This window comes from Sorangium sp. So ce367 (assembly GCF_051520455.1).
Classification (GTDB): Bacteria; Myxococcota_A; Polyangia; order Polyangiales; family Polyangiaceae; genus Sorangium; species Sorangium cellulosum_B.
Window position 1 is genome coordinate 3,113,481 of the sequence record NZ_CP150334.1, and the last position, 12,504, is coordinate 3,125,984.

Here is a 12,504-nt window from a genome sequence, read left to right on the forward strand (position 1 = left end):
GAGCTGGCGATGGAGGTGATCCGGACCGACGTCGCCGTCATCGGCGGAGAGCTCGGCGGCTGCGCGGCGGCGCTCGCGGCGGCCAGGACGGGCCGCCGCGTCGTCCTGACGGAGGAGACTCGCTGGCTCGGGGGCCAGCTGACGAACCAGGCGGTCCCTCCGGACGAGCACCCGTGGATCGAGGACATGGGGGCGACCCGGAGCTACCGCGCGCTGCGCCAGGGGATCCGGGAGTATTACCGCAGGCATCTCCCGCTCACCGCGTCGGCCAGGGCGCTCCGCGAGCTCAACCCCGGCAACGGCTGGGTCAGCCGCCTGTGCCACGATCCGCGGGTCGCGGTGGCGGTCCTGCACGAGATGATCGCGCCGTACCGGCTCAACGGGCGCCTCGTCGCGCTCCATGCTCACCGGCCCATCTCGGCGTCGACGCACGGCGATCGGGTGACCGGCGTCGTGGTCCGAGGGCTCGAATCGGGGCGCGATGTCCTCCTCGTGGCCGACCTCTTCATCGACGCCACGCCTCACGGCGAGCTCCTCTCGCTCGCTGGCGTGGAGCACGCGCTCGGGGCGGAGTCGCGCGCGGAGACCGGAGAGCCGCACGCCCCCGAGCGCGCGGATCCGGGGGCCCAGCAGGCGATCACCGTCTGCTTTGCGATCGAGCACCACCCTGGAGAGGACCATACCATCGACAGGCCCTCTCAGTACGAGCGCTGGCGCTCCCTCGAGCCGCCCGGCTGGCCGGGTCGGCTGCTGGACTGGACGGCGGTTCGACCCGATACACTCGAGCCTCTGACGCGAGGTCTGTTCGCCGCGGAAGACCGGCATCCCTGGTGGAGCTTCCGGCGGATCCTCGACAGGACGGTCTTCGAAGCGGGGTTCGCGCCGAGCGACGTCACCATCGTGAACTGGCCACAGAACGACTACTGGTTCGGGCCCGTCTGCGGCGTCGACGAGGCGGAGGCCGCGCGGAACCTGGATGCAGCGCGGAACCTCAGCCTGAGCCTTCTGTACTGGATGCAGACCGAGGCGCCTCGCCCGGACGGCGGGGTCGGATATCCAGGCTTGCGCCTCCGCGGGGACGTGGTCGGCGGCACGGTCGACGGCCTCGCGCCAGCGCCCTACATCCGCGAGTCCCGCCGGATCCGGGCCGAGCTCACGGTGCTGGAGCAGCACATCGCGTATCCGCTCCGGCCCGACGGCCCTGCGACGTTCGAGGAGAGCGTCGGGATCGGGTGTTATCGCATCGATCTGCACCCGCGCGTCGGGGGCGCCGGGTACCTCGATCTCGGCTGCTGGCCCTTCCAGATACCGCTGGGTGCGCTCATCCCGGTGCGGGTGGAGAACCTGTTGCCGGGCGGGAAGAACCTTGGCGTCACGCACATCACGAACGGCGCCTACCGGGTCCACCCCGTGGAGTGGAGCGTCGGCGAGGCGGCGGGGCTGCTCGCGACGTTCTGCCTGGAGCGCCGCGTGCTGCCGCGGCAGGTGCGTGCCCGGAGCTCGCTTTGCGAAGAGTTCCAGGCGCTCCTGGTCCGCGAGGGCATCGCGCTGGCCTGGCCGGCGCTGAGGCCGGTCTGAGCGCCGCGCCACGGCGTGTGTCGGCGAAGCGACCGCGCTACGACGAGCGGGGGAGCTTGACGCGGAACGTGGTGCCCTCCTCCAGCGTGCTCGTGACCTGGATGGAGCCTCCGTGCGCGTCGACGATCGATTTGACGATGAAGAGCCCGAGCCCGAGCCCTTTCGAGCGTTGTACGACCCGCTGGCTCTGCTCGCTCCGGCGAAACGGATCAAAGAGGACGGGCAGCAGCTCGGGCGGGATCGGGGTCCCGCGGTTCGTCACCTCGATCACGACGTCCTTCTTGTGCCCGCGCAGCTCCACCTGCACCGGCTCCTCCGGCGGGCTGTAGTCGACGGCGTTGCCGATCAGGTTCGACAGGAGCTGCCCCATCCGGCCTGGATCCCACGTGCCCCACCCGTCGTCGTGGGCCGTGAAGCGGATGGTGTGCTCCGGGTGGGCGAGCTCGAACTCCTCGACCACGCGCTGGCATATCGCGCGGAGGTCGACGGGCTCCGGTTCGACCGGAAGACCATGGTGGGAGCGGATGCGCGTCAGGTCGAGCAGCTCCTCGACCATCCGCACCGCCCTGTCCGTGCTCGCGGCGATGCGCTGGGCGAGCCTCGCGGCGGCGGTCGTGACGTCCTCGCGCTTGAGAAGGGCGGCGGTGGCGAACCGGATGGCCGAGAGCGGGTTGCGCAGGTCATGCCCGAGGACCGCGATGAACAGCTCGTGGAGCGCGACGTCACGGCGGAGATCGGCCGAGCTCGCGCGCTCGTATTCGACGGCCGCGGTGATCATCACCTCGTCGAGCGCCGAGTGCACGAGCTGGGCCTCCTCGCCGCCGAGCACCACCCCCTCCCGCGCGCACAGGTCCACGATCACGGCGCGAAGGAGGCCGAGCTCGCGCAGCTCCTCCGCGAGGGAGTAGCCCTCGGCGATGCGATGCGAGACGTGCACCTTGGCGGCCTCCGAGCTGCCGATCTCCGGGCCGCTGGCTCCGTCCGGCGCGCCCGGCTGCGAGCCCTGCGCGAGTGAGTCGATGAGGTCGTCGAGGAGCTTCAGCGTGTAATCTCTCAAGTCCTCATCGGTGAGCTCACGGGCCCGTGGGATCTTCGGTTCACTCCGCAGGCGCGCTATCCACCGGCGTATGATCTCCTCGCTTCGCTCACGGAGCAGGACCGTGATGCGCGACAACGTGTGGCTCACGTGCGTTCTCCCCCCATCGACGTCGATGCGCCTCGTCATCCGGCGCGGCGCGGCTGGCCATTGTCATGGATCCCGCAAGGCCCCCCAGGAGAAACACGAGCCGGACGGAGCCAGGTAGCCGAGGTGGGAGCCGATCGAACGTGCGCCGTGGGAGCGTCACCTGCTCTGCATGCTTCCTGCAGGCCGGGGAGCGGGCTCAGGCGCTGGTGCCAGCGGCTCCAGGATCTCCCGCTGCGCGCCGGTCAGGCAGGCTGGGGAGGGCTTCGGTCCTCTGGGCTCCATGCCCCGGAACCTTGAGCCGATTCTCGGCTAAGCAAGCTCCGAGAGCTCGACCTGGCGGACCGCAGGCGCCGCCGTCCTGGAGGGCTCCTCCCTGCGGCGCGGGCTCATCAGGGCGTCGAGCTGCTCGATGAAGCAGGTGTTCTCCGCCGGAAGGCCGACGGTCACGCGGAAGTAGTCGTCGTATCGCTCGTCGCCGAACGGCTCGAAGGCCTTCACCTTCACGCCTCGGGCGAGCAGCGCGTCGTGGATCTTCGCCCCGGACCAGGCCCCGCGCGCGCGGCACAGGATGAAATTGGTCTGCGACGGATAGGCCTCCAGCGCGCGATGCGCTCCGATGGCCGCCATGAGCCTGGCCCGCTCCCTCGCTGTCTGATGCCGGACGAATCCGAGGTGTCCGCCGTCCTGGAGCGACGCCATCGCGAGCTCCGCGGCCAGCTGCCCGACGCGGTGCGGCGTCATCTTGGCCTCCATCTGCGCCACCACCTTCGCGTCCCCCATGGCGTACCCCACGCGCACCGACGCGAGCCCGTAGGCGAAGGAGAAGCTACGGAGCACCATCAGGTTGGGATGGCGCAGCACCAGGTCCGCCATCCGGGTGTTCGGGCTCTCCTCGAGGTAGTGCACGTACGCTTCGTCGATGAAGAAGAGGGAGTCCGGGAACCGGGTGAGCAGCGGACCGAGCTCCTGCCGCGTGATGAGGACGTTGCCCGTGGGGTTGTTGGGGTTGCAGAGGTAAACCAGGCCGTCCTGCCGCGAGAGGCGCGACTCGAGCCTCCCCACGTCGAGCGCGAAGCCGTTCTCCGGATGGAGCGGGAGCAGCTCGCATCGCAGCCCCACGCGGACGCCGGAGGCAGGCACCTTGGAGTAGGTGAGCCGGGTGGTGATGATGGGATACGCCGTGCGCTTCAGCAAATAGCGCAGGGTCCGCATCGCCGAACGCCTGATCTCGCGCTCGATCAGGAACGGGATGCAGGTCTTGAGCAGCGGGCCGCTCCCGTTGGCGACCAGCACGTTCTCCGGCCTGACGCCCGCGTCGGCGGCGAGCGCGCGCCGGAGGTCTCCGTTGTCCCCGGCCGGATAGCTCCGCAGGGAGATGTTGCCGGCGTGGCGCCGCAGGACGTCGGCGCACCGCTCGGAGCAGTAGGTGCCGTGGTTCAGCGCCATGTCGATGGGCGGCGCGCCGGACCGGCGATCCGGGGCGTCGAGTCCTTCGCTCGCTGTCGTTCGAGGCTGCATGGGGCGCTCCTCTCGTGGTGTTCAACCAGCATCAACCAGGCGATTCGTCCCCGTGATTCAGGAGGCCACCTTCGCTGGCCAGTTGCAAGAAGGAAGAGCGAGAGGCGCGATCCCGGAACTTGTGTGCGAAGGCGCGCGAACAGGGGGAGGATGGGCCGCGGTGCGAGATCGACTCACGAAGCGGATGTTCTCCACCGCAGGCGCTCGTGGGCCGGCCTGGCGCGCGCCCTCACGCCGGCTGCCGCCACCGAGGCGTCACATTCGCTATCCGCCGTCGAGCTGATCGATGGCACGCTCGAAGTCGATGCTGACCTGCATCGCCGCTTTGGCGCGGGGTAGATCTCCCAGCTGCTCATAGGCGCGCCCCAGGTTTCTGCTTGCTACCGCCTCCTCTTCCCGATTTTCCAGCTGGCGAGCGATGGCGACCGCTTGCTCGTAGCACTGGATGGCCTTTGATAGGTCTCCCAGGCGGGCATAGATTAGCCCGAGATTGCCGAGCGTCTCGCCTTCCTCTTTCCGGCTTCCGCTCTCCCGCGCTATCGCAAGGATCTGCTCGTAGTATTCAATGGTTTTCCGCTCCTTGCCCGCGCGAAGATAGAGGTGCGTCAGGCTTCCGAGCGCTTCTCGCTCGCCCTGGCTATCGCCGAGCTGTCGAGCGATGGTGAGCCTTCGCTCAAAGAGCTCTATAGCTTTCTGCCAGTCGTCGAGCGCGGCGCAGGCGTTGCCTAGCTCCGCGAGGAGCCGGCCCTCTTCGGGGCGTCTACCCAACTTCCGTGCCGCGGCGAGTCCAGCCTCGTACCATGGGATCTGCTCGAGCACCGGCTTTTGGGTGCGGAGCGAATAGGGGATCAGCAGCAGAAGATCACAGCAGACGTTCGCCACGGCGTCATCGTGCTCCGCGTTCGCGGCAGCCCAGCTGAGCGTCATGCTGATGTTGCCCCACTCACGGTCCAGGAGAGCAAGCACATCGAGGGACGTTGTTTCGCCCCGCTGGTGAGAGTGATCCGCAGCCCGAACGACTTGAAGGAAGTACTCTGCGTGTCGCCCCTCGGCGGCGAACCGTTCCCCGGGGTCCAGGTGCGAACGCGCGTAGTCGCGAGCGAGGTCGTGGAACCGGTAGCGCTCGGACGCTCCGTCCCACTCCACCAGGCTCCGTTGGACGAGCTCGCCGAGGGCGTCGGCGGCCACGTCGTGCGTCGTACCAGCAACCGCAGCGGCGCCCTCCACGCCGAAGTCGCCCAGGAAGACGCCCACGTGGAACCAAAATGTGCGAACGCCGGCATTTAGCAGGTGGAGGCTCTCCGACAGCACCGCATCCACGAGCTCCCGCCGGTTTTGAATGGAACGGAGCCGCTCGATGTACCGAGCGGGTCTGAGATCTACTCGTTCGGCCAGCGCGCTCGCGGTGGTTCGGATGGCCAGTGGCAGATAGCCGCAGAGCCTCGCGAGCTCGGCAGCCGCAGCTTCGTCGAGGCGAGGAGCGATGCTGCGGACCAGCTCAACGGACTCACCTGGGTCCAGCGTGCCGAGACGCCGGGCGTAGAGTCCGGGCAGGGTGAAGTGCTGCCTGGACGTGACGAGCAGGAGGCTTCCGGGCGGTGGCATCACGGGCTCGACCTGGGCGCGGTCACGCGCGTTGTCCAGCAGGAGGAGCACGCGTTTGCCGTGGAGCACAGAGCGATACACTCGTCCCAGTGCCTCCGGGTCATCGGGCAGCTCCGCCGTGGGATCGAAAGCGTGGATCACTTCGGCCATCACCTGGGCGGGCGTGAGGGGGTCGGAACGAGCGCCGCGCAGGTCGATGTCGAGCTGAGCGTCGGGATAGCGAACCTGGAGATCGTGCGCGAGCTTCAGGACGAGCGCAGTCTTTCCCACGCCGCCCTGGCCTGTGACTCCTGCGACGATGGCGCCTCCCGGGCCGAGCTTCGCGCGCAGGTCGGCGAGCTCCTTCTCACGCCCGGTAAAATCTGCCGGTGGCGAACGAAGCTGGTGCAAGGCTGATCCCGGAGCGGGAAGGGCAGGGGCTTGCGCGGCCGGATGCGCGAGAGGCGCCCGAGGGCGGATCGCCGCGGTGGCCGTCACGTCGCCCACGAGCCTGCATGCGGCCCGGATTCCATCCACGATATGGGCCCAGGCTTCGTCGCGGTCAGGCCAGCTCGCCACCGGTCGCCCGCCCACGGGGAGCACCGCCAGCCGAGACCATGAGGCGCCCTGCCAGGAGCACGCCCGCGCGATGAGCGGGATGACGTGCGCCACTCCCGCCGCGTGCCGCGCGAGCGCCCGCTCGGCCTCGGTTCGGCATACGCCGCACGCGAGATAGTCTGCGCTCACGAAGAGCAGGATCAGCCGAGCCGCCGCGAGCTGGGACGCAGCCTCCCGTTCCAGCTCCTCGCCGCCCGTGACCCGCCCGCGGTGCCATGGCGAGACGTCGGGCCCAAGCGCCGAGAGGTGCGCCTCGAGCGCTTGGAGGAGCTCCTGATCGGCACGCGCGGGCGCACAGGAGATGAAGACGTCGAGGCGTGCGGGCGCGGTGGCCACGGGCGGAGGGTACCAGGACGGCGCCCTTCTGGAGCATCGGTCACCTCTGTGGCGTCAGTTTGCGCGTTTCTTCCGTGCATTCGTGGGCCTCTCGTTGCGATGAGGCATCCTACCCCTGGACACCTCGCGTTCCAGGGCGGCCTCCGCGCTCCCCGGGCGGCAGACCTACGTCAAGGTCGACGCCTTCCGCGGCTGCGCCTGGGCTCCTCACCTCGAGCGTCACGCATCCCCCATCTCAGCGGGTGCGTCTCTGGTCGCGCCGCGCCTGCCATCCCGACCGACGACGGAGTGCTGCCAGCGTGCACCTTGGGTGCTGCATCTGCCAAACCGCCGGGCCCCGACAGAGCGGACGGGGAATGCTCGTCTGACCTACTCGTCTGCTTGGTCTTGCCCTTCGTCTCCGAGGCGGCGCCTTGTCTCTTCCCATGCCTCGGTAATCGTCTCACAGGTGAGCAGTGTGTCGATCATACACCACACCCGCATGGCCCTCATGATCTTGGAGCCATTCCTGACCTCCCGCGATGGCAGAATCCCTGGGCCAAGCCAGAACAGGTAGTGCGGATCGATGATGTGGCTTTGAGCTTCTTTGAACATGTCGTGCGGGTTCGTGAACACCTGTGTCTTTTCCACATGGTGTATTGATTGGAGCCGGCCATCGTACCTAAACGCCAAATAGTTCGGCGGTGGTGGCCAGTGTCCCTTTGTCGGATAGAAGTACCGACGGTGCTTGAGTGCAACTTCCTTGAAGTTCAGCCCCCAGACGCCTCCGGCGCCGAGTGATAGGACATAGACCATGTTCGAGCGCGTGACCTCCATGCCAAGAATCCCCGTGAGGTACGTGTTGAACTCTTTGAGCAGTCGCTTGTTGTGATTTGTCTCGTCGGGCTGTGCGAGATTCACGATGTCCCGTACCTCGCGCCACGTTAGGTGGGTAACGACTACGCCGTCGATGCTCGCCGGAAGCGCGGTTCGCGCGAATTCGGATGGAGTGTTCGTTACCGCGACGAGGCGTGTGAAGTTCCGCGTCTTGTTCTTTAACCGGGGCATGTACCGTCGAAGTTGAGCAATAGACGGAAGTTCCGGGCCGCGTTTCGCCTCGAGGACGATATAGAGGTCATCACCGACCTCGAGCTCGACGTCGGTGCGACCGCTTTCGTCCGACGTTTGCAGCCGCACGGCGCCCTCGGCGGTCGGAAGGTCGCCGCCAATGGCACGGATCAGCTCAGTCATGAACCTCGGCGAGCGAGATATGACGTACCCGAGCGCGTAGGTCATGTCGTCCTCTTTCCGTCCAAGGAGGTCGAAGATCGTAGCAACAGGCTTGTCGTACCTGAGCAGCTTCATGGCATTGGTAGAGGGTATACTATACGCCAACGTCGCAGCGCGAGTTCTCCGATGTTTTACTGTCTCACCTCGTGTGCCAGCGCTTCCTCGCAGACCAAGGCAGCGTGCCCCATATCTATCCCATCGTTGGTGAACGTGATGCGGACCTTCACATAGGTCTTCCGAGTAGCCCAGGCGCGACCTCGCGCTTCCATACCTCGTGCCTGAGGCGCCAGTCCGTGGAGTGCATGCCCAGGCCGCGCACCTGCCGCGGATGCGCCATCGGGAGCACCTGGTAACGTCGGCCACGAACCATCACCGGATGGAGCCGGCCGTAGTCGTTACCGAAATCGGCGAGCTTCCGCCAGCGCCGGCCCTGATGCGAGAGAAATTGGCGGATCGGCTGGTCTCCGAGGAGCACGATCACTTCCGGCTGCGCCTCCTCGATCTCGTCGAGCACTTCGATCCGCCGCCTGTCATCGGCGAAGGCCTTGGGCACCCGCGGGAGGTCAACCTGCGGGAGCCCGCAGTCGTGGCGCCGGGGCTCGTACTCGCGGCTGATTGCAGCACACTGCTGGCGGTTCAGGCATGTATGTGGCACGAGATCGCAGAGCCACGCCTCCTTTCTTGCGAGGCCTAGCGGGCTGAGGAAGTCGTCATCGATGCTGCGTCCTGACGAGCCATTGAAAGCAAGGTCGGCAGGTTCAAGGCGACCGGCCGGCGCGGGTACGTCGATGCGCGCGATTATACTATCTGCCCCCGAACCATTCCAGAAGATGACCGGTTCGCTCGCCACCGCGAGGGCGCGGACGAGAACTCGCCCATGGGCACCGATCCACTTGGCGTGGACGGCGCTGGCATAGACACCGAGCACGAACAGTCGCTTCGGAGAGCGGTCCTCCTGGAAGAGTGGCTTCAGCTTCGAACCGAACGGGTATGTTCCTGTCGGGCGCGTAAGGGTCATCGTGCACGTGGTCGTACGCTCGATGGTGGGTCGGGCACATGGCGAGGCCGTTCCAGATCGTCGGTACGCACTCGGGGAGTCGGTCGGGGACGATGTGAGCGACGTCGAGCAGGGGCGCTCCCGCAGCTCACAGACGCAGCACCACTCCTGGTAGGCGGCGAGTGTCTGCCGGCGGAAGTGAGCCTGGTGGAGCCGGGCCTTCACGATCGTCTCGGTGTATGCCATGGAGAACGGAGCGGGAACCGGTGCCTGGATACCGGCGGCTTCAGCCCGAGCACCAACCAGGCTCAGCCGCACCTTGCGGGCCGCGTCGTCGAACCCGAGCATCGCGACCGGCGCTACGATCATGTACTCGGGGTGTGGCTTCGCCTTCACCTGCTTCAGGAGAATGACCTTCCACCCAGCTGCGGCGACGCGCTTGAGCCCGTCGTTCTCGTACTCGCGGCTTTGCGGCGCCTAGTCGTAGAGCACCTCGTCACCCTCCAGGTGCTCGTCCTCGTACGAAGGCGCGAGCGCGGAGAGCAGTGTCAGCGGGCCGTCGGTCAGCTCCTTCGGCTTGAACACCCCCTGGGGTCCGACGAGCTTGGTCCGGGCGCCCTTGTAAGGAAACCCGCGCGCAAGCTCCGCGGACGGCACCCCATCGCCCCACCGCAGGCTGAGCTGCCGGCAGTGCCGGATCGCCGGTTGGCGGGTCTCGAGGCTCTCCTCCATGGGTCGGGCGCAGTGAGGAGCCTCGCCGATCGCGATTCGACTAGCAATCACGTTCTTTCGCCTCCGGCTTCGGGTATGTTTGGTGCATGCAAAGCGAACGGAAACCTCGAGAGCCGTGGAACGAGGAGACCTTTTTCTCGGAGGCAGAAGCCCGGTCGGCGATCGGCGCCCTGGGCCTCCGCCGCTTGTTTGACGAGGCGATGTCGCTGGTTGACGATCTCGACATCGTATGGGGGACGGGCGACGTGGAGGCGCGGTTCATCATCCGACAGGCTGGGAGCTCTGCTGGCGACCTCGTGAGCGGGTGGGCGAGTGGGCAGGTTCAGGTGTACGTCGCAATTCTCCGCGACATGCTCCGCGAGGAGCAGCGACGCCTCGATGAAGTCGCCGCAGCGCTGGGACGTCCTGACTGGTCAGAGGCGAAGGAGCCTTTCTTCGACGCCGAGCTACTTGAGCAGCGCCAAGTGGCAGCAGCGATACACAACTTGCTCGCCAGCATGGCCGGCCTCGGAAAGGCAGCGGTGGCCATCTCTTGACCCGTTACGGGATCTCCACTGGCCTCGAAGATGGGTATGGTGGTGGGGGTAGCTGGAGAGGCGGCGCGACCTAGAAAGACATTTTCAGACGCCTCTGAGCGGGCGCAACCTGGGTTCACGCTTCCCAAGAATCCGGGCGAATGACGGTTCGCTGTGTTTGGGCACCACGAATTCGACCCGACGGTGAGAGCTGGTTTGCCTTGCTCTCAGAAGCGCCATCGATTCGGTCGCGGCCTCGCGCGACCGCTCAGCTCGCGCGGAGCGGCGGCGCCCGCAGAGGGGCGCTCTCTCGCTCTATCGCGAGCGCGGCGCGCAGCACCAGCGCTTCCTCGAAGTGGCGCCCCACGATCTGCAGCCCGAGCGGCAGGCCGGCGGTGGTGAGGCCCATCGGCACGCTGATCGCCGGCTGGCGCGTCAGGCTGAAGGGCGCGGCGAAGGAGGCCGGGAGCGCGCCGCCGTCGATCAGGGGCGCAGCCCCGGCCGACGTCGGCGTCACCAGCAGATCGAAGCGGCGATGGAACACGGCCATCGCCAGGGCCAGCTCCGCGCGCTGCCGCTCCGCCTCCAGATACGCCACGGCGCTCAGCGCCTCTCCCTGGGCTGCCGCGCTCTGGACCGCCGGATCGAGCAGCGCGCGCTGCGCCGGCCCGAGCTCCCGCACCGTGTGCGCGGCGCGCGCCGCGAACAGCGTCCGCAGCACGCCCCCCGGGTCCGCGAACGGCGGCGCCACCTCCTCGACCTCGGCGCCGAGCCGCTGGAGGACCGCGGCCGCCGCGTCGAAGCAATCCCGCGTCTCACCCGGCAGATCGACGTACCCCAGCGTGGCGCTCACGCCGACCCGCACGCGGCGGAGGAACCTTGCGTCGAGCGCGCCGGACTTGTCGTGCGTGTCGGACGCGTCGATCGCGACGAGCGCGCCGAGGTACAGCGCGTCCTCGCGCGGCGGCGGGGCCCGGAACGGATCGCGGTCGTCAGGACCGGAGAGGACCGAGAGGAGCACCGCCGCGTCGCCGACCGTGCGCGCGATCGGCCCGACGTGCGGGGGCACCCCCACCACGCTCGCCGGGTGCGCGGGCACCCGACCGAAGGTCGGCTTGCACCCCACCACCCCGGAGAAGGCGCTCGGCACGCGGATCGAGCCGCCGCCATCCGTACCGACGGCGAGCGGCCCGAAGCCGGCGGCTACCGCCGTGACGGCGCCGGCGCTGCTGCCGCCCGGCGTGCGCCGCGGGTCCCACGCGTTGCGCGTGATGCCCGTCAGCGGGCTGTCGCCGAGGCCCTTCAGGCCGAACTCGGACGTCGTCGTCTTCCCGAAGAGCACCGCCCCGTGCTCCCGCAGCCGAGCGACGGCGGGCGCGTCCTCCGTCCAGGGGCCGGCCGCGTCCACGGTGCGCGAGCCCCGCCGGGTCGGCCAGCCGCGCGTGAGCAGGAGGTCCTTCACCGAGACAGGCACCCCGTCCAGGCGCCCCACCGGCTCACCTCGAGCCCAGCGCGCCTCGGACGCCCGCGCGGCGTCCAGGGCCCGCTCCTCGTCGAGGAGCGCAAACGCGTTCAGCGCGGCTCCGTGGCGCTCCACATGGGCAAGGACGGCGCGGAGCGCCTCGACGGGGGAAGCGCTCCGGGATCGATAGAGCGCGAGGAGCTCGACGGCGGTGGCTTGCACGAGCGAGGCGGGTGGCATGCGTCCACTATAACGGATATCGTGTCCTTTGCAACGGATGCGACCGATGCGACGGACGTGCGCGTTCGCCTCGGTGTCCCCGCCATGGTCGTTGTCGTGTGGAGGGGTCATGCATCACAGCCGACTGCGACGCCGGCCACAGCTCGAGCTCAGCCGCGACTACGTGGTCGCATCCACGGGAGCACAAAGGCTTGCGCTCCGGGGGGGCCGGCGAGGCCCTGCCCGCCAAGGGGGCACACGGGAGCATGGGCGCGTTCGTGGGCTTTTTCCTTTCGGGCGCTGGCACGCTGTTCATGATCGCCTGCGCTTTTGAATCCATCGGCTCGGGGCAGGCCCCACGCGCGTAGGTGCCCCGAGCTCGCGCAAAATCCGTTTTGACCGACTTCCCCTGGACGCTCGCGCCCATCGAGTAACTCGCTTTGCGGCGCTGTCCCCCGACGAGCTCGCTTCTTTTAAGAACCCGGCCAGC

At 68.1% G+C, this 12,504-nt stretch carries 9 protein-coding genes; 2 read left to right on the forward strand and 7 right to left on the reverse strand.

All coding sequences use genetic code 11. The features are described from left to right. Window positions 1–9: 9 nt before the first annotated feature. A complete protein-coding gene (locus tag WME97_RS12155) occupies window positions 10–1,578 on the forward strand; it encodes an FAD-dependent oxidoreductase (RefSeq protein WP_437552064.1) in 1,569 nt (522 codons plus the stop codon). Window positions 1,579–1,615: 37 nt separating this feature from the next. Here WME97_RS12155 and WME97_RS12160 read toward each other — a convergent pair whose 3' ends face one another. From WME97_RS12160 to WME97_RS12185, 6 genes are all read right to left on the reverse strand, one after another. After that, window positions 1,616–2,803 carry an ATP-binding protein gene (locus WME97_RS12160; RefSeq protein WP_437552065.1) on the reverse strand — a complete coding sequence of 396 codons (1,188 nt, stop codon included), beginning with the start codon at window positions 2,801–2,803 and terminating at the stop codon, window positions 1,616–1,618. Between the two features lie 270 nt (window positions 2,804–3,073). Continuing rightward, the gene (locus tag WME97_RS12165) at window positions 3,074–4,282 is read right to left on the reverse strand and encodes a pyridoxal phosphate-dependent aminotransferase (RefSeq protein WP_437552066.1); all 1,209 of its coding nucleotides are present in this window, start codon (window positions 4,280–4,282) and stop codon (window positions 3,074–3,076) included. Window positions 4,283–4,546: 264 nt separating this feature from the next. Then, on the reverse strand, window positions 4,547–6,820 hold the full coding sequence (locus tag WME97_RS12170) for a tetratricopeptide repeat protein (RefSeq protein WP_437552067.1): 2,274 nt from the start codon (window positions 6,818–6,820) through the stop codon (window positions 4,547–4,549). A 369-nt stretch (window positions 6,821–7,189) separates the two neighbouring features. After that, window positions 7,190–8,164 (reverse strand): hypothetical protein, encoded by a 975-nt coding sequence (locus WME97_RS12175; RefSeq protein WP_437552068.1) that lies wholly within the window; start codon window positions 8,162–8,164, stop codon window positions 7,190–7,192. A 148-nt stretch (window positions 8,165–8,312) separates the two neighbouring features. Then, complete coding sequence (locus WME97_RS12180; protein ID WP_437552069.1) at window positions 8,313–9,482, reverse strand: uracil-DNA glycosylase family protein; 1,170 nt, start codon at window positions 9,480–9,482, stop codon at window positions 8,313–8,315. A gap of 81 nt (window positions 9,483–9,563) precedes the next feature. Continuing rightward, on the reverse strand, window positions 9,564–9,869 hold the full coding sequence (locus WME97_RS12185; RefSeq protein WP_437552070.1) for a hypothetical protein: 306 nt from the start codon (window positions 9,867–9,869) through the stop codon (window positions 9,564–9,566). Window positions 9,870–9,904: 35 nt separating this feature from the next. Here WME97_RS12185 and WME97_RS12190 point away from each other — a divergent pair, with 35 nt between their 5' ends. Next, window positions 9,905–10,354: a hypothetical protein gene (locus WME97_RS12190; RefSeq protein WP_437552071.1), complete on the forward strand. Its 450-nt coding sequence runs from the start codon at window positions 9,905–9,907 to the stop codon at window positions 10,352–10,354. A gap of 247 nt (window positions 10,355–10,601) precedes the next feature. On the opposite strand, the gene WME97_RS12195 is transcribed toward WME97_RS12190, so the two are convergent. Further along, window positions 10,602–12,035 carry an amidase gene (locus tag WME97_RS12195; protein WP_437552072.1) on the reverse strand — a complete coding sequence of 478 codons (1,434 nt, stop codon included), beginning with the start codon at window positions 12,033–12,035 and terminating at the stop codon, window positions 10,602–10,604. Window positions 12,036–12,504: the final 469 nt, after the last annotated feature.